The organism is Pseudomonas sp. B7(2017) (assembly GCF_002112745.1).
GTDB classification, from domain to species: domain Bacteria; phylum Pseudomonadota; class Gammaproteobacteria; order Pseudomonadales; family Pseudomonadaceae; genus Aquipseudomonas; species Aquipseudomonas ekonensis.
In genome coordinates this window covers 1-15,746 of sequence record NZ_NEIP01000013.1, presented here as the reverse complement: position 1 = coordinate 15,746, position 15,746 = coordinate 1, and the positions used below count along the sequence as shown (strand labels likewise).

Genomic DNA, 15,746 nt, shown 5'->3' with positions numbered 1-15,746 from the left:
CTTGCGGTGAGATGGATGACCTCTAGAGAGACCTGAAACGATGAACCGCCGGAAAAAGATCAATCAACTGCTGAAGGCTCACGCCAAAAAGGCCAGCGAACAGCCTTCGAGACAATGACGATGTCCCGCTTATCGCTCGTGAAAATTGACTTGAGTGAAGTCAGAAGTTCCGCCGAACTGCATGCCATCCTGAGAGATGCACTTCAGTTCCCTGGCTGGTACGGCTGCAACTGGGACGCTTTCTGGGATGCCATTACAGGGCTCGTTGAAATGCCCCGGCACTTGCATCTTTTAGGGTGGAACATTCTGTCGGGGCGCTTGCCGGAAGAGGCAAGGCTCCTGCAGAAATGCCTCGCACACATGAAAACCGAATACCCGGAATTCGCGCCGGATGTTGAGTTCCTGTAGTTGGTTTTCCGGCCGACACTCAACAACCGGCCTGCAAATACTCACTCTGCGGCCAGCCCTCATCGGCCCGCCGCAGAGGTTTTGCCCTTACGTCCCTTACGTCTTGGGCTCGACGTTATCCAGCGCCTGATTCACCGCCACCTCCCCCAGCATCACCAGTTGCGCGATGCCGACGGCGGTCTTGCGGTGGATGGGCTCCAGCACGGCGGCGAAGTTGTTGAGCATGGCGCCGGCCGAGCCCAGGGATTCGCTGGCGTTGGCCAGCAGGGATTCGGTGTCGTAGACCGGGTTGGCCAGGTACATCGGTTCGGGCGCCTGACGGTGGCCCAGCAGAGGGGACGGAGGGTTGAGGTAGTGGTCGAGGGCGCGTTCGGCGGCTTCGTTGAGTTTTCGCGAATCGGCGGATTCGTACGGGGATGCCGGATCGGTGACGGGTGGATTCGGTGTTGGCTTGAACATAGATGAATCTCCTGGGCAAACGCTTTAGGAGTCATCACCCTTCGCTACCAAACGATGGGTGGCGACCATACACAGGTTGGTAGACCGGTCCAGGAACCCGGCGCTTCCGAAGAAGCCCTGCGCATGGCCACCATCAAGCACACAGACGAAAGCGACGTCTGCGCAAGGTGGCGTAATGCGCCTGGAATGTCCGGGCTACCAAACCCGATCACTGTTCTTCAGTGACCCGAAAACGATAAGACCCGCCCCCCAGACGCACAAGCCGGCGGATTCTGGCGCAGGCGTAGGCAACGGCGCAAGGCGTCGTAGCCTTGGGGAAGTAACCGTGGGTGTCTTTAAACACCACGACTTAAACACCACTGGCGTCGGCCCTCTCCCCTGCCCTGCGCGTCGGCCGGGCCGAACCTGCACGGGCCGCGCTCAGTCCTCCCACGAGGCGGGCTTGACCACGACCAGGCTGCACGGCGCACGGTTCAGCACGCTTTCGGCGGTGCGGCCGAGCAAGCGCCCCACGATCCCGCGATACGCCGAACCCAACACCAACATGTCGAAGGCGCCTTGGCGGGCGAACCGGACGATGACCTCGTCGGGAATGCCCGTCAGCAGGTGCCGACACGCCGGGGCGATGCCGTAACGCTCGGCCAGGGTCGCGAACGCCTCTTCCTGGGCGTCGTTGATCGCCTCGCTCAGGCGCGGGTCGAGGCAAGCGGTCGGCCTGCTCAAGGGAGCGCCGTCCGTCACCGCCCAGCGCGTCACGTTCAGCACGTGCAGCGAGGCGCCGCAGCGCTCGGCGAGCGTCGCGGCCACGTCCAGTATCCGGTCGTTCAGGCCTTGGGTGAGTTCTTCGAGGTGGGACAGGTCGACCGCCGCCAGAATCTTCTGCGGCGCGGGGTGGACGGCGTCGGTGACCAGGTGCAGGGGCGCCGGGCACTCGCGCATCAGTTGCCAGTCCGCCGGGCGATGGAAGGCCCGGCCCAGCGCCACGACATAGCGGGCGTCCTTGATCACCAGGTCGGGATGGAAATCGTTCACGTAGTCCAGCAGGTGCGCCGGGCTCGCCTTGGACCAGACCACTTCGGTGGTCACCTGCAGGCCCGCGCACTGCTGGAGCCGCGCCTGCTGTTCCAGCCAGTGGCGGTGCACCTGCAGATAGCCTTCCCGCGCCTGGGCCATGGCTTCGTGATCCAGCAGGCCGGCCACGGCCAGCACCCGGACGTAATCGAACGCGACAATGTGCAGCAGCGCGCCGCTTGCGCAGGCCAGGGCCCGCGCCCGTTCGAAGGCCGGGGTGCGCACCGTTTCGCGGGGCGCGATCAACAGAATCCGCTTGAGCTTGACCATCGCACGCTCCCGAAGGGCCGTGGCCGGCGCTGCGTGTTCACACCGCCAAGACGCAGCAAGGCACCTGGTAGAGGATGTGCTCGGTGGTGCTGCCCAGCAGTTTGCTCAGGCCGCGGGACTGCACCCGGCCCATCACGATGACGTCGACGTGGCGCTCTTCGGCGAACTGGCTCAGCACGTTGACCGGCTGCCCGTCGATGAAGTGACGGCACTCGGACGGCACGCCGAAACGGCTGGCCAGGTGCAGAAAGGCCTTTTGCATGTCGTCGCGCATGGCCCGCGTGAGGTCGGCCAGGGGGAAGCCGCCCATGTCCGCCAGGTAGGCCGCCGACAGGTCGCAGGCGCTCACCAGGTGCAGCTCCGCGTCGCACTGGATGGCCAGGGCGTTGGCCTGGCGGATGATCCGTTCGTTCAGTTCGCTGTCGGCGGACTCGCTGTCCGAGACCTCGACCGCCGCCACCACTTTGCGCGGCAGCACGTAGCCGTTGCCGCCCACCAGGTAGATCGGCACGGGGCAATGGCGCAGCAGGTGCCAGTCCAGCGGGGTGAAGAACGCGCGCTTGAGGGACGAGACCTGCTCGATTTCCTTGATCAGCAAATCGGGCCGGTACTCGGCGACGTGCTGGAGGATGTCGCGCTCGATGTCCTGCGCCCAGACCACCTGCGACGTCACCTCGATCCGGCGGCTGCGCAGGTTGTCCACCTGAGCGTCGAGCATCTGCCGGTGCTCCTGCAGGAAGCTCTCCCGCGCCTGCGCGCGGTTGCCCTCTTCGAGCAGCGACAGCCCCTTGAGCGACGGCATCAGCGCCAGGATGTGCAGGCCGGCGCCGCTGGCCTTGGCCAGCGCTGCGGCATGGTTCAGCGCCGACGACTGGCGCAGGAGCGGGTTAGTGATCAATAGCAACCGTTGATACTGGCTCATGCCAATCTCCCTTCAGGTGGGTGAAACCCACGTCTGTCCCCTCAATCGGCAATGCCGGCGGCATCGCCCGTTCGTGTCTCACCCGCGGCATGCCCCACCGCCAGCAGGCTGCCCGGCACCGAGTAGAGCGCCCGTTCGGTGTTGCTGCCCAGCCACCGGTCAAGGCCGGTGCGGTGCACGGTGCCCATCACCACCACATCGGCCAGGTACTGTTCGACGAACTCGCTGATGACCGGCACCGGCAGGCCCATCACGAAATGCCGGCGTTCGGGCGGCACGCCATGGCGCTCCGCCAGGTCAATGAAGGCCCGGTGCATGGATTCGCGAAGGGACTCGACGAAGTCCGCCCCCCAGCCGCTGACCAACGGCGCATCGCCGTTGAACGCCGGCGTCAGGTCGTAGGCATACAGCAGGTGCAGCGGCGCGTCGCATTGGATCGCCAAGGCGCTGGCGGAGCGGATGATGGTGTCGTTCAGGCCGCTGGCCATGCCGGCGGGGTCGAACGGGTCGACCGCCGCCACGACACGGTGCGGCAGGCTGTAGCGGATCTGGTTGACCAGGTGCACGGGCACCGGGCATTCGCGCAGCAGGTGGCAGTCCAGCGGCGTGACGAACACCCGCTTGAGCAACGGCTCCAGGGTCACGTCCTTGATCAGCAGGTCGGGCTGCAGATCCTGCACGCAGCGCAGGATGTCCAATTGCGGGTGGGTGGTGAACACCACCTCCACCGTCACGTCCAGGCCCAGCCCCGACAGTTGCTCCAACTGATCGGCGACCCAGCGGCGGTGATGGCGCAGGTAGCGCTGGTATTCGGCCTCGTCGATCTTGTCTTCCCACAGGTGAACGACCGGTGCGGGCTCCGCGAACACCCGCACGTCCAACGCGGCCCCGCTCGCCCCCGCCAATGCCACGGCACGTGACATGGCCGGGGACGGATGCAGGGTCCGGTCAGCGATCAGCAGCAAACGCCGGTATCGATCCATTTCACGCCTCCGCAAGACAATTTCAGGCCTTCAGCTTGGCCTCGGGGGCTGCGCACCCGTTTGATTTACGTCAACCGGGCGCCATGCGCGGCCCGCCCTCGTCGGGCTTGCGTCTGCAGCATGGGCCTGTGCGCCGGGCGCGCGTTGATCTTTGTCAGCCCTTGGGCGAATCGCCGCTCAATGCACCAGCAGACCGGCCCACATGGCCAGAGTCAGCAGGAGCTGTCCGGGGACGACATACGCGGCGTACCGCCGCCCGCCGCTGACCCAGGCCACCAGGCATTTGCTCAGGGCGTTGCTGGTCAGGGCCAGCAGCACCGGCGTCGCGACGGCGCTGTAGGCCAGCAGCCCGCCCTTGGCCAGCGAGGCGATGGAGGCTGTCGATGAATGGGCATCGGCGAACCCGCCGAGCAGCGCCGTCACCCTCACGCCCGCCTCGCCGAAGCGGTCAAGCATCAGCGACGACAGGAACGTCACCCCGGCCATGGTCAAGGCGACCGCCAGCGCGAGCTTGAGGTTGAACGCCCCGCCGACCTTGACCGGCTGCCCGGCGTTGGCCGCCGGCCGCAGGAACAGCAAACCGAGACTGAACAGCAACGCGGCGCCGAACCCGGCCAGCAGCGGGTTGCGCAGGTACGGCAGCAGCGCCGTGTCGACCGTGCCGAGGATCAGCGCGACCTGGGTCACCGTCGCCAGGTTCGACACGATGGCGGCTGCGCTCAACACTTTGAGGTTGTCCGGCTCCTGGCGGGCGATGTGCCCCATGGCGGCGACGGTCATGGTGCCGGAGGCGAAACCGGACGCGATGGCGCTGACGACGTAGCCGTAGCGCACCCCCAGCGTGCGCACGGCGATGTGCCCGACGGCGCCGACGCCCATCAGCAGCACGGTCAACGTGCACAGCGTGCGCAGGTTGAGCGCCGAGTACGGGCCGAGGTAGCGGTCGGGCGTGAGGGGCAGCACCACCAGTGCGGCGATCAGCAGCACCAGGCCGTCGCGCATCTCCGCGTCGCTCAACTGGCTGCGGGCGAAGTGGTGCAGCCGGCGCCGGTAAGCCAACAGCCCGGCCATCACCACGCCGATGGCGACCGCCAGTTCCGGCGCGGTGCCGCACAGCGCGCCCAGCAGGGCCACGGTGATCAAGGCCACTTCGCTGGTCACGCCGGGATCGCGGCTCAGGCTGCGCCAATAGGCCACGCTGACCAGCACGGCCAGGCAGCCGCCGACGACGCCCACCAGCGGCGGGCCGCCCACCTGCATCGCGACGTAACCGAGCAACGCGGCGATGGCGAACGTGCGCAGCCCGGCGCAGGCGCGGCTGTCGCCCCGCCCCTTGTGCCGCTCGCGCTCCAGGCCGATGAGCAATCCGATCCCCAGCGCGGCGGCGGCGCCCGCCAGTTCCAGCGCGGCATTCATGAGCCTGTCCCCCGAGCGTCTCGCACCCCGCCCAGACTGCGCCGCCGGGCCTTGGCGGCACTTGATAATGATCAACAATCCATGACGCGGGCCACGTCCGACCGCCCGTCGGCGGCACGCGGGCCCGTCGCCGGTTGTTGATAAAGGTCAAGCCCCCCGCCACCGCCGGTCGCACCCTGTGGGCATTGATCCCAAACGCCTCGCCACAGGAGTTTCATCATGTCCGAGCCCTCGCGTTTCATGCTGGTCGCCTCACCGTTGATGGAAAACAGCCCCGCGTTCGACCGCGCCGCGGCGTTGGCCAAGGCGTCGGACGCGGCCCTGCACATCGTGGCCTTCGATTATCTGGAGGGGCTGGCCACCGCCGGGATGGTCAATGAACAGGCGCTGGAACAGATGCGCATCGGCTACACCGAGCGCCATCGCCAGTGGCTCGAAGAGCAGGCGCGGCCCCTGCGCAAGATCGGGGTGCCGGTCACCACCGAAGTGGTGTGGGTGGAGCGGCCGCTGCAGGAAATCCTCATCCACCTCAGGGAGCAGCCCATGGCGGCGCTGATCAAGGCCCTGGAGCCGGAATCGTTCCTGTCGCGCCTGATGTTCACCCCGCTGGACATCCACCTGCTGCGCGAATGCCCGGTGCCGCTGCATTTCGTCAGCCACGTCGGGCACGCCCTGCCGCGCAGGATCCTGGCGGCGGTGGATCCGTTCCACCGTGAGGGCCAGTACGCCGACCTCAACGACAGCATCCTGCGCGAGGCCGTGAAGCTGGCGAGCATCTGCAACGCCGAGCTCGATGTGATCTACGCCCATGACCTGTCGTCGATCAGCGCCGATGAGTTCGGCTTCGACAATGCCTCGGCGTTCTTCTCCTCCAGCGCCGCCAAATCGCTGTTCGACGCCCAGGCCGACGCCTTCCGCGACATGGCCGAACGCAACGGCATCGCGCCGGAACGCCGGCACATGGTGATGGGCAACCCGGCCAAGGTGCTGTGCAGCTACGCGGCCGGGTATGACATCGACATGATCGTCATGGGCCGGGTCGGCCACCATGGCGCGGGCCGGTTGGTCGGCAGCACGGTGGAACACTTGCTGTACAAGATACCGTGCAGCGTCTGGGTGATCGCACCGCAGACGCTCTGAGCCCGCCGCGCTGCGTCAGCTGCGGTCACGCCCGCCGAGCATGCGGTCGAGGGTGTCGTCGCCCACCCAATAGTGGTGGAACAGCCCGGCGGCCGCATGCAGGCCGATCAGCCAGTAGCCGGCGCTGCCCAGCAGTTCGTGCCAATGCTTGAGCTGCTTGGCCAGGTCCGGATCCACGGCCACCGGTGCCGGCAGGTGAAAGCCGAAATAGGGGAACGGCTTGTCGCCGGCGGCGAGCATCAGCCACGCCAGCACCGGGGTGGCGATCATCAGCACGTACAGCGCCAGGTGCATGAGGTGCGACACGCCGGTCTGCCAGGCCGGCGGCGCGGGGGTGATCGGCGGGCGCGGGGTCAGGCGCCCGAACAGGCGCAGCCACACCAGCACGAAGATGCTGGCGCCGAACACGCCGTGCAGGCCCATCAGCAAGCCCCGCGCTTCGCTGCCGCGGGGCATGAAGCCTTTGAGTTCGACGCAGGCGTACACCCCGACGAACAGCGCCAGCATGAGCCAGTGCAAGGTGATCGACAGTTTTCCGTAACGGTTGACGCCAGTGTCGCGGGCCATGGGGGGAACCTCCTGATTGTGTGGGCGACTCGATCCGATTGCCGGTGAACCGACGGCGACACCCTGCCCGCGAAGTCTTAAGCCAATCTGAAGATGGCCGCCCGGCCCTCGCTTTTCTCACCTTCAGACTTCGTTAAGAAATGGCTCGGATACTGTCCCCGAACCCATTGAGGGAGGCGCCCGCCCCATGCCCGGCTCCGACTGGAATATCCCCCTGCCCCTGCACTTCGGTCAGGCCGAGACACCGCAGATGCGCCTGTCGGGCGCCCTGCCCGACGAGCCTTTGCGCGAGACGTTCGAAGCGTTCATCCAACAGCGTTTCCGAAAGGCCCACGGCGCCGACATCCGCCATTTCATGCCGCAGCTGTTCGGCATGCACGACGGCGCCGGTGAGCTGTGCGCGGTGGCCGGCGTGCGCCGCGCCCATCTTGAACCGCTGTTCCTGGAGCGTTACCTGGACGAACCGATCGAGCCGCTGATCAGCGCCGCAGCCGACCGCACGGTGATGCGCACCGCCATCGTCGAAGTCGGCAACCTCGCCGCCAGCGACACCGGCAGCGCCCGCATGAGCATCATCGCCATCACCTACCTGCTGGCCATGGGCGGCCTGGAATGGGTGACCTTCACCGGCAACGTCGGCCTGGTCAACAGCTTCCACCGCCTCGGGCTCAAACCGGTGACGCTGTGCGCCGCCGACCCGCAACGCCTGGGCGACGACCGTCACCAGTGGGGCAGCTACTACGAAAGCAAGCCTTGGGTGCACGTCGGCAATATCCGCGCCGGCTTCATCCATTTGCGCAACATCGGACTGTTCAGCCGGCTGGGATTGCCGACCTCCCTCGAAGGAGCCTGCCATGTCGCTTGAACGGCAACGATTCCAGGAAACCCTGCGCGAACACGCCGGGCGCAACGACAACGCCCTGGCGCTGTGGGGCGACACCCTGAAAATCAACTACACGACGCTGTACGCCGAGGTGATGTACCGCCAGCAACGTCTGCGCGATGAGCAGGTGAAGGTGGTCGCCCTGGCCCTGGACAACGGGGTCGAGGCGATGCTCTGGGACTTGGCGGTGCTGTTCGAAGGCCTGGCCTGCGTGACCCTGCCGCCGTTCTTCAGCCCGGCGCAAAGGGCCCACTGCCTGGCGCAAAGCCAGGCCGAACGGGTGATCGCCGAGCCGGAACTGGCCGCGGAACTGCTCGCCGCCGGCTACACCCCAAACGGTGAGTTCTGGTGCCGTTCGTTCGACGGCCCCGGCCGCCTGCCCGCCGGCACCGCCAAGCTGACCTTTACCTCCGGCACGTCCGGCACCCCCAAAGGTGTGTGCCTGAGCGCCGACAGCCTGCTGCGGGTGGCGCGGGAACTGGAACAAGCCAGCGCCCCCACGGCGCCGCGCCATCACCTGACCCTGCTGCCGCTGGCGATCCTGCTGGAAAACCTCGGCAGCTACGCCGCGCTGTACGCCGGCGCGACGCTGAGCCTGCCGAGCCAGCAGACCTTGGGCATCCGCGGCGCCAGCGGCGTCGACCTGCCGGCGCTGCTCGGCTGCCTGGCCGGCCGGGCGCCCGAAAGCCTGATCCTGGTGCCGCAGTTGCTGTTGCTGCTGGTCAGCGCCGCCGAACAGAAAGCCTTCAATCCGCAATCGCTGCGCTTTGCCGCCGTCGGCGGCGCGCGGGTCTCTCAGGACCTGCTGTACCGGGCGCAACGGGTCGGCCTGCCGGTCTACGAAGGCTACGGCCTGTCCGAATGCGCCTCGGTGGTCTGCCTCAACCGGCCCGGCGCACGGCGGCCGGGCAGCGTCGGCCAGCCCCTGCCCCACGTCGAGGTGCGGCTGGCCGAGGACGGCGAGGTGCTGATCAAGGGTTCGACCCTGCTCGGCTACCTGGGCGAACCGCCGCACAGCGGCGAGTGGTGGCCCAGCGGCGACCTCGGCGAGTTCGACCCGGAAGGCTTTCTCTACCTCAAGGGCCGCAAGAAGCATCAGTTCATCACCAGTTTCGGCCGCAACGTCAATCCGGAGTGGGTCGAGTCGGAGCTGACCCAACGCCAGCACATCGCCCAGGCCTTCGTGTACGGCGAGGCCTTGGCGCACAACCATGCCCTGCTCTGGCCGCACCGCCCGGACTGCACCGACGAACAACTGGCGGCCGCCGTCGCCGCCGCCAACGAGGCGTTGCCCGACTACGCCCAGGTGCACCGCTGGACGCGCCTGACACAACCCTTCACACCGGCCAACGGCCTGCTCACCGCCAACGGCCGCCCGCGCCGCGAGGCGATCGTCGCGCAGTACCGCGGCCTGCTCACCGAACCTGCCCTTTCCGAGGACTCCGCATCATGAGTTTTTTCGACACCCTGCAAGAAGCCACGCAGCAGGAACGCCACGCGCTGTTCAACCTGCCGGTCATCGTCGACGCGCTGCAAGGCCAGGTCACCCTGGAGAGCTACCGGGCGTTCCTCGCCCAGGCCTACTACCACGTCCGCCACACCGTGCCGCTGATGATGGCGTGCGGCGCGCGCCTGCCGGCACGCCTGGAATGGCTGCGCAAGGCGGTGTGCGAATACATCGAAGACGAGTACGGCCACGAGCAATGGGTGCTCGATGACATCGCCGCGTGCGGCGGCGACCGCGATGCGGTGCGCGACGGGCAGCCGTCGCTGCCCATCGAGCTGATGGTCAGCTTCCTCTACGACCTGATCGCCCGGGGCAACCCGGTGGGCCTGTTCGGCATGGTCAACGTGCTGGAAGGCACCAGCATCGCCCTGGCGACCCATGCGGCGGGCAGCATCCGCGAACGCCTGGCGCTGCCGGAGACGGCGTTCAGCTACCTCAGCTCCCACGGCTCGCTCGACGTCGAGCACATGCAGACCTACCGCCGACTGATGAACCGGCTGGACGATCCGGCCGACCAGGCAGCGGTGATCCACGCCTCGAAAGTCGTCTACCGGCTCTACGCCGACATGTTCCGCGGCTTGCCCCGCGGCGGGGAGGCCGATCATGCAGCTGCGTGAAGCCCGCGTGGTGCTGACCGGCGCCAGCGGCGGCATCGGCCTGGCCATCACCGACGCCCTGTGCCGGGCCGGGGCCCGGGTGCTGGCCGTCGCCCGCCACCACGAGGCCCTGGCGCCCTTGCTCCAGCGCTACCCCGATACGCTGTCCTGGGTCGCCGCCGACCTGACGTTCCTGAGCGACCGCCGCAAGGTGCTGGTCGCCGCCGAAGCCATCGGCGGCGTCAACCTGCTGATCAACGCCGCCGGGGTCAATCACTTCGCCATGCTGGAGCAGCTCGACGACAGCGAGATCCACACGATGATGGCGGTGAACATCACGGCGCCGATCTGCCTGACCAAACTGTTGGTGCCGCTGCTCAAGCAGGCCGACAGCGCCATGGTGGTCAACGTCGGTTCGACCTACGGCTCGATCGGCTACCCCGGCTACGCCAGCTACTGCGCCACCAAATTCGCGTTGCGCGGCTTTTCCGAGGCGTTGCGCCGCGAGCTGGCCGACACCCGGATCAACGTCCTCTATGTCGCGCCCCGCGCCACCCGGACGGCAATGAACAGCCCCGCCGCCCAAGCCTTGAACGATGCGCTCAAGGCCAGCGTCGACGCGCCCCAGGCCGTCGCGTCGGCCGTGCTCCACGCCATCGCCGGCGACCGCCGCGACCTGTATCTGGGCTGGCCCGAGCGCTTCTTCGTGCGCCTGAACAGCCTGCTGCCCAACCTGGTGGACCGCGGCCTGCGCAAGCAATTGCCGCTGATCCGTCACCTGAGCGAAAAAACCGAGAACGAGACGCCAAAACCATGAAAAGACTCTTCGCGTGCCTGCTATTGACCGTACTCGGCCAGAGCGCCTGGGCGCTGGACGCCGCCGATCAGCAACGCCTGAGCGCCATCCAGCAGGGCTGGGCGCACATCCAATACGAGACGCCGGAAAAGCAACGCGCCGCCGCCTTCGAACAGCTGGCCGCCCAAGCGACGGCCTTCACCGCCGAACGCCCCGCCGTCGCCGAGGCCTGGATCTGGAAAGGCATCGTCACCAGCAGTTGGGCCGGCGCCCAGGGCGGGCTCGGCGCCTTGGGCAAGGCCAAGGACGCCAAGGCCGACCTGGAAAAATCCCTGACCCTGGATCCCAAGGCGCTGCAAGGCTCGGCCTACACCAGCCTCGCCGCGCTGTACGACCGGGTGCCGGGCTGGCCGATCGGCTTCGGCGACAGCGACAAGGCCGAGCAACTGCTCAAGCAGGCCCTGCAGCTCAACCCCGACGGCATCGACAGCCTGTACTTTTGGGGCGATCACCTCTACCGTCAGAAACGCTACGCTGAAGCCAGGGCCGCGCTGCTGAAGGCCCAGCAGGCGGCGCCCCGTCCGGGCCGTGAAAGCGCGGACAGCGGCCGCCGCAAGGAAATCGCCGCGCTGCTGGCGGACGTCAACAAGAAACTCGACTGAGGAACCGGTGTGCGCCTACTGCTGATCGAAGACGACGAGGCCCTCGGCGAGGGCATCCACCAGGCGCTGAGCCGCGAAGGCTATACGGTCGACTGGATCAAGGACGGCAGCAGCGCCTTGCACGCCTTGCTCACCGAGACCTTCGACCTGGCGGTGCTGGACCTGGGCCTGCCGCGCATGGACGGCCTGGAGGTGCTGCGCCGCCTGCGCGGCGGCGGCTCGAACCTGCCGGTGCTCATCCTCACCGCCCGCGACGCCACCGAAGACCGGATCGCCGGGCTGGACGCCGGCGCCGACGACTATCTGATCAAGCCCTTCGACCTGGCCGAGCTCAAGGCCCGCCTGCGCGCCCTGCTGCGGCGCAGCGCCGGCCGGGCGCAGATGCTGATCGAGCATGCCGGCATCAGCCTCAACCCCGGCACCCAGCAAGTCACTTATCTGGGCGAACCGGTGGTGCTCACGCCCAAGGAATACCAACTGCTGCACGAACTGCTGTCGCCGCCGGGCCGGGTCATGACCCGCGACCACCTCACGCAACTGCTCTACGGCTGGAACGAGGAAGCCGAAAGCAACACCCTGGAAGTGCACATCCACCACCTGCGCAAGAAGTTCTCCACCGACCTGATCCGCACCATCCGAGGCGTCGGCTACCTGGTGGAGGAACGCCGTTGACCTCGATCCGACGCCGTACCCTGACCCTCATCATCGGCCTGATGCTGTTCGGGCTGACGGTGCTCAGCGTGTTCAACCTGCACGACAGCAACCACGAGATCGCCGAGATCTACGACGCGCAACTGGCGCAGAACGCCCGCCTGCTGCAAGGGGTGATGCGCATGCCGCTGGCGGAGCGGGAGCAGACCGACCTCTACCGCGCCTTCAACACGGCGCTGGCCGAGGCGGTGCCCCGGGGCGACGGCCACCCCTACGAACGCAAGTTGGCCTTTCAGGTGTGGAACAGCAAAGGCGAGGTGCTGGTGCACACCGCCAGCGCACCGTCGTTCACCGCGCCGCCGAGCGATCCCGGCTTCAGCGATGTGGTGGACCTGAAGGAACACCGCTGGCGGGCCTTCATCCTGGAGGATAAGCAGAACGGTCTGCGCATCTGGGTGGGCGAGCGCGGCGACGTGCGCGCCGACCTGGTCGACCGCATCGTCCGCCACACCCTGGGGCCGAACGTGATCGGCAGCCTGATCCTGGCCGCGATGATCTGGCTGGCCATCGGCTGGGGCCTCAAGCCGCTGGCGAACATGGCCGCCACCCTGCGCGCCCGCGACAGCGGCTCCTTCGAACCGCTGCAACTGACGCCGTTGCCCAGCGAGCTGGAACCGATGCAAGCCGCCCTGAACCGGATGCTCGCGCAACTCCAGGAAGTGCTGGGCCGGGAGCGGCGGTTCATCGCCGACGCCGCCCATGAGATGCGCACGCCGTTGGCGGTGCTGCGCGTGCATGCGCAAAACCTGCTGGAGGCCGGCACCGAACAGGAGCGGCGCGAGTCCCTGGCGTTCCTGATCGCCGGCGTGGACCGCACCAGCCGTCTGGTCAACCAACTGCTGACCATGGCCCGCCTCGACCCCAAGGCCAACGCGCCGGCCCTGCAGCGCATCGACCTCAGCGAAACCGTGCGCAGCACTCTGGTGCAGCTCACCCCCTGGTTGCTGAGCAAGCACCTGGAACTGGCCTTCGACGCCGACGACCGGCCCTTGCGGGTGCGGGCCGACGCGGCCGCCATCGACATCGCCCTGAACAACCTGATCACCAACGCGGCCAACTTCTCGCCGGAAAACGGCGTGATCAGCGTGCGGCTGGCCCTGTCCGACGGCTTCTGCCACTTGAGCGTCGAGGATCAGGGGCCGGGAATCGACGAAGCGGATCGCGAGCGCCTGTTCGAACGGTTCTACAGCCGCGGCAACGCCCAAGGCGCCGGATTGGGCCTGACCATCGTCAACGCCATCGCCACGCGCCTGGGCGGGCGCATCGAGATGGCCAACTTGCCTGGACGCGGCCTGCGGGCGACGCTGTCCATCCCGGTGCGCGAATGAACGGCGGCCCTTGCGCGGTTATTAGCTAATAGCCCCTTCATTAAACCGTCTCTGAATCGTTGTATTAGGATAGGATCCAATCTCCGACGCGCAGCCATTAGCCACGGAGTTGGCATCCGGTGTGTCGGAAACGAGTACCCCATAGCCACTCATGGATGAACCATATGAACTCACATCTGTTCCCCCACATCGGCAAGGTCATTGCCAGCACCGGCAGCCGCCACTTTCCGCGGATGCTGCATGACCTGATCCGCACGCAACTGGCGGTGGATGCCATGCACATCCGGCAGATGCGCGTCGAGCCGGTAGGCCGTTCGGCGGCCCGCAACGAGCCGGAAGCGGTGAAGAACCCCGCCCTGCTGGCCGAGACGGTGTTCTCCGAGCTGAGCACGGTCGCCCCGGCCGACCGGGCGGCCGAATGCGGGCCCGCCACCATCTCCGACGCGTCGCAGCTGCACCTGACCCGGCGCAAGGACGGCTACCGTTATGTGATCTCGGTGTACCGCTGCCCGTCGCAGCGTTTTTCCGCCCAGGAGCGCAGCCTGCTGCAGGACATCTCGCCGGTGCTGCTGCCGATGGTGGAGAAACACATCACCGCCCTCCACCCGCCCGCCGAACACCTGCACCCTTCGCCCGAAATCGTCCAGCAAGGCCTGGACACCCTGCGCCAACGCTTCCACGACCGCGTGCGGCTTCAGGGCCTGCGCCTGTCCAACCGGGAAACGGAGGTGTGCGTCGGCCTGCTCGCCGGGCGCACGGCGCCGGAGCTGGCCGAGCAGCTGCAACTGAAGGTCAACACCGTGGAGAGCTACCTCAAGCGTGCGGCGATCAAGCTGGGCATCAGCGGCCGGCACTCGCTGATGCGCTGGATGTACTCGCCGGAGGAGCGCGCCATCGACGCCGCGTGAGCGGCACGACCGCCGGGGAGCCAGGATGCGCTCCCCGGCGGTCGTGCTCATGCCGGCGCATCGGCTTGAGCGGCCAATTCCGCTTCGCGCTGGACGATGGCGGCTGCAAGCGCCGGGGAGCGTTGGGCCCATTGCTCGGGGGGCAGGGGTTTTGACCATTCGAGGATGTCGGGGTGGGACAGTTCCGGCGGCGGATAAAGCTTCCTCCTTTGCAGATATGTGGCGAGAGGAGCGTTGAAGATAAAGACGCCGACGACGCCTTCCCACAGCAGTGTCAAAACCCAGCCACGCTCCTCGGCTTTTTCCTTCATGTAATCGATGTAGTAACGCAGGTTCACGCCCGCCCCGAGTGCCGCGGCATCCGGCACTGCCTGCGGCCCGACCTCCATGTAACTGCGCATGCATTCCCACAACGCCATCGCCGTGGTGCCGCCGCCGCAAGGGAAGCCCAGCGAAAAATGCCTGTTGTCCTCGCTGGCGGTCGGGTCGGGGTTTTCGAAGCCGATGACCAACAGGCCCATCGTGGCCCTGCCGCCCTGACTGACCGATGAATGCTGGGTGGCGGCGGCGGTCACGGTCTCCCAGGGGACGATCCAGTATTCGCCGTTGTCGCGGGGCACGCAGACTTCGCGGCGCTGGCGGTTGAAGCGGACGGGCAAGGGGACTTCGCGGAGGAGGCCCTGGATCAACCAAAAAATCGGGAGGGCCATGATGCAGGCACCCAGGATCAGAACATCGCGACTGAATTCAGGGTCGATGTTTCGAATAAAGAATGAAATGGCTAAAAACAACACAACTCCCGGCCACATCACCATCACCGCCGAACCGATGCTGTAGTTGCCGATGTCAATAAAGACGTCGTTCTTGCGCCAGATGGTATTGAGCACGTCACAGGGCTTTTCCCCCGTAGGGATCGGCAACGGCGCCAGATAGTCATTGCGCGAAAACATCCCTTTCTTCGTGGTGCCGGCCGCTGGCGTGCTCATGCCGGCGCCTCGGCTTGAGCGGCCAATTCCGCTTCGCGCTGGACGATGGCGGCTACAAGCGCCGGGGAGCGTTGGGCCCATTGCTCGGGGGGCAGGGGTTTTGACCATTCGAGGATGTCGGGGTGGGGCAGGT

The 15,746-nt window shown here is 67.0% G+C and carries 18 protein-coding genes; 11 read left to right on the top strand and 7 right to left on the bottom strand.

Features of this window, described 5'->3' with window-relative positions; all coding sequences use genetic code 11:
* The first annotated feature begins 40 nt into the window (after positions 1-40).
* Together CAG29_RS29155 and CAG29_RS21020 are read left to right on the top strand one after the other, a co-directional pair.
* The gene (locus CAG29_RS29155; RefSeq protein WP_139831384.1) at positions 41-118 is read left to right on the top strand and encodes a DUF2986 domain-containing protein; all 78 of its coding nucleotides are present in this window, start codon (positions 41-43) and stop codon (positions 116-118) included.
* Positions 119-120: 2 nt separating this feature from the next.
* Positions 121-408 (top strand): barstar family protein, encoded by a 288-nt coding sequence (locus CAG29_RS21020; protein WP_085585536.1) that lies wholly within the window; start codon positions 121-123, stop codon positions 406-408.
* Positions 409-504: 96 nt separating this feature from the next.
* Here the strand turns inward: CAG29_RS21020 and CAG29_RS21015 are convergent, their stop codons facing one another.
* The 5 genes from CAG29_RS21015 to CAG29_RS20995 all read right to left on the bottom strand — a co-directional run bounded on the left by CAG29_RS21015 (position 505) and on the right by CAG29_RS20995 (position 5,529).
* The gene (locus tag CAG29_RS21015; protein WP_085585534.1) at positions 505-867 is read right to left on the bottom strand and encodes a DUF6124 family protein; all 363 of its coding nucleotides are present in this window, start codon (positions 865-867) and stop codon (positions 505-507) included.
* Between the two features lie 420 nt (positions 868-1,287).
* Positions 1,288-2,208: a universal stress protein gene (locus CAG29_RS21010; protein ID WP_085695079.1), complete on the bottom strand. Its 921-nt coding sequence runs from the start codon at positions 2,206-2,208 to the stop codon at positions 1,288-1,290.
* 37 nt (positions 2,209-2,245) lie between these two features.
* Complete coding sequence (locus CAG29_RS21005; protein ID WP_085632844.1) at positions 2,246-3,130, bottom strand: universal stress protein; 885 nt, start codon at positions 3,128-3,130, stop codon at positions 2,246-2,248.
* A gap of 41 nt (positions 3,131-3,171) precedes the next feature.
* On the bottom strand, positions 3,172-4,113 hold the full coding sequence (locus CAG29_RS21000) for a universal stress protein (protein ID WP_085695078.1): 942 nt from the start codon (positions 4,111-4,113) through the stop codon (positions 3,172-3,174).
* Positions 4,114-4,290: 177 nt separating this feature from the next.
* Complete coding sequence (locus tag CAG29_RS20995; RefSeq protein WP_085695077.1) at positions 4,291-5,529, bottom strand: DUF4010 domain-containing protein; 1,239 nt, start codon at positions 5,527-5,529, stop codon at positions 4,291-4,293.
* A gap of 219 nt (positions 5,530-5,748) precedes the next feature.
* Here CAG29_RS20995 and CAG29_RS20990 point away from each other — a divergent pair, with 219 nt between their 5' ends.
* Positions 5,749-6,669 (top strand): universal stress protein, encoded by a 921-nt coding sequence (locus tag CAG29_RS20990; RefSeq protein ID WP_085585524.1) that lies wholly within the window; start codon positions 5,749-5,751, stop codon positions 6,667-6,669.
* Between the two features lie 15 nt (positions 6,670-6,684).
* Here CAG29_RS20990 and CAG29_RS20985 read toward each other — a convergent pair whose 3' ends face one another.
* A complete protein-coding gene (locus tag CAG29_RS20985; protein WP_085632841.1) occupies positions 6,685-7,236 on the bottom strand; it encodes a cytochrome b in 552 nt (183 codons plus the stop codon).
* A gap of 187 nt (positions 7,237-7,423) precedes the next feature.
* On the opposite strand from CAG29_RS20985, the gene CAG29_RS20980 reads away from it, so the two are divergent.
* From CAG29_RS20980 to CAG29_RS20945, 8 genes are all read left to right on the top strand, one after another.
* Positions 7,424-8,101 (top strand): thermostable hemolysin, encoded by a 678-nt coding sequence (locus CAG29_RS20980; protein ID WP_085585520.1) that lies wholly within the window; start codon positions 7,424-7,426, stop codon positions 8,099-8,101.
* Positions 8,091-9,572: an AMP-binding protein gene (locus tag CAG29_RS20975; protein ID WP_085695076.1), complete on the top strand. Its 1,482-nt coding sequence runs from the start codon at positions 8,091-8,093 to the stop codon at positions 9,570-9,572. Before CAG29_RS20980 ends, CAG29_RS20975 begins: the two co-directional genes overlap by 11 nt.
* On the top strand, positions 9,569-10,243 hold the full coding sequence (locus CAG29_RS20970) for a TenA family transcriptional regulator (RefSeq protein ID WP_085585516.1): 675 nt from the start codon (positions 9,569-9,571) through the stop codon (positions 10,241-10,243). The genes CAG29_RS20975 and CAG29_RS20970 overlap by 4 nt, the downstream gene beginning before the upstream one ends.
* Positions 10,230-11,039 (top strand): SDR family oxidoreductase, encoded by an 810-nt coding sequence (locus tag CAG29_RS20965; protein ID WP_085695075.1) that lies wholly within the window; start codon positions 10,230-10,232, stop codon positions 11,037-11,039. Before CAG29_RS20970 ends, CAG29_RS20965 begins: the two co-directional genes overlap by 14 nt.
* Positions 11,036-11,680, top strand: coding sequence for a tetratricopeptide repeat protein (locus CAG29_RS20960; protein WP_085585512.1), 645 nt, complete (start codon positions 11,036-11,038; stop codon positions 11,678-11,680). Before CAG29_RS20965 ends, CAG29_RS20960 begins: the two co-directional genes overlap by 4 nt.
* A 9-nt stretch (positions 11,681-11,689) precedes the next feature.
* On the top strand, positions 11,690-12,352 hold the full coding sequence (locus tag CAG29_RS20955; RefSeq protein ID WP_085585510.1) for a response regulator: 663 nt from the start codon (positions 11,690-11,692) through the stop codon (positions 12,350-12,352).
* Complete coding sequence (locus CAG29_RS20950) at positions 12,349-13,719, top strand: ATP-binding protein (RefSeq protein ID WP_085695074.1); 1,371 nt, start codon at positions 12,349-12,351, stop codon at positions 13,717-13,719. Before CAG29_RS20955 ends, CAG29_RS20950 begins: the two co-directional genes overlap by 4 nt.
* A gap of 164 nt (positions 13,720-13,883) precedes the next feature.
* A complete protein-coding gene (locus tag CAG29_RS20945) occupies positions 13,884-14,627 on the top strand; it encodes a helix-turn-helix transcriptional regulator (RefSeq protein WP_085632835.1) in 744 nt (247 codons plus the stop codon).
* 47 nt (positions 14,628-14,674) lie between these two features.
* Here CAG29_RS20945 and CAG29_RS20940 read toward each other — a convergent pair whose 3' ends face one another.
* On the bottom strand, positions 14,675-15,613 hold the full coding sequence (locus CAG29_RS20940) for a hypothetical protein (protein WP_085695073.1): 939 nt from the start codon (positions 15,611-15,613) through the stop codon (positions 14,675-14,677).
* Positions 15,614-15,746: the final 133 nt, after the last annotated feature.

What these genes read in the sequence shown, in the direction of transcription:
- CAG29_RS21010 (WP_085695079.1), bottom strand. Translation starts at nt 2,208, where the DNA reads ATGGTCAAGCTCAAGCGGATTCTGTTGATCGCGCCCCGCGAAACGGTG.
- CAG29_RS20965 (WP_085695075.1), top strand. Translation starts at nt 10,230, where the DNA reads ATGCAGCTGCGTGAAGCCCGCGTGGTGCTGACCGGCGCCAGCGGCGGC.
- CAG29_RS29155 (WP_139831384.1), top strand. Translation starts at nt 41, where the DNA reads ATGAACCGCCGGAAAAAGATCAATCAACTGCTGAAGGCTCACGCCAAA.
- CAG29_RS20980 (WP_085585520.1), top strand. Translation starts at nt 7,424, where the DNA reads ATGCCCGGCTCCGACTGGAATATCCCCCTGCCCCTGCACTTCGGTCAG.
- CAG29_RS20940 (WP_085695073.1), bottom strand. Translation starts at nt 15,613, where the DNA reads ATGAGCACGCCAGCGGCCGGCACCACGAAGAAAGGGATGTTTTCGCGC.
- CAG29_RS20945 (WP_085632835.1), top strand. Translation starts at nt 13,884, where the DNA reads ATGAACTCACATCTGTTCCCCCACATCGGCAAGGTCATTGCCAGCACC.
- CAG29_RS20975 (WP_085695076.1), top strand. Translation starts at nt 8,091, where the DNA reads ATGTCGCTTGAACGGCAACGATTCCAGGAAACCCTGCGCGAACACGCC.
- CAG29_RS21000 (WP_085695078.1), bottom strand. Translation starts at nt 4,113, where the DNA reads ATGGATCGATACCGGCGTTTGCTGCTGATCGCTGACCGGACCCTGCAT.
- CAG29_RS21020 (WP_085585536.1), top strand. Translation starts at nt 121, where the DNA reads ATGTCCCGCTTATCGCTCGTGAAAATTGACTTGAGTGAAGTCAGAAGT.
- CAG29_RS20995 (WP_085695077.1), bottom strand. Translation starts at nt 5,529, where the DNA reads ATGAATGCCGCGCTGGAACTGGCGGGCGCCGCCGCCGCGCTGGGGATC.
- CAG29_RS20960 (WP_085585512.1), top strand. Translation starts at nt 11,036, where the DNA reads ATGAAAAGACTCTTCGCGTGCCTGCTATTGACCGTACTCGGCCAGAGC.
- CAG29_RS21005 (WP_085632844.1), bottom strand. Translation starts at nt 3,130, where the DNA reads ATGAGCCAGTATCAACGGTTGCTATTGATCACTAACCCGCTCCTGCGC.
- CAG29_RS20990 (WP_085585524.1), top strand. Translation starts at nt 5,749, where the DNA reads ATGTCCGAGCCCTCGCGTTTCATGCTGGTCGCCTCACCGTTGATGGAA.
- CAG29_RS21015 (WP_085585534.1), bottom strand. Translation starts at nt 867, where the DNA reads ATGTTCAAGCCAACACCGAATCCACCCGTCACCGATCCGGCATCCCCG.
- CAG29_RS20970 (WP_085585516.1), top strand. Translation starts at nt 9,569, where the DNA reads ATGAGTTTTTTCGACACCCTGCAAGAAGCCACGCAGCAGGAACGCCAC.
- CAG29_RS20985 (WP_085632841.1), bottom strand. Translation starts at nt 7,236, where the DNA reads ATGGCCCGCGACACTGGCGTCAACCGTTACGGAAAACTGTCGATCACC.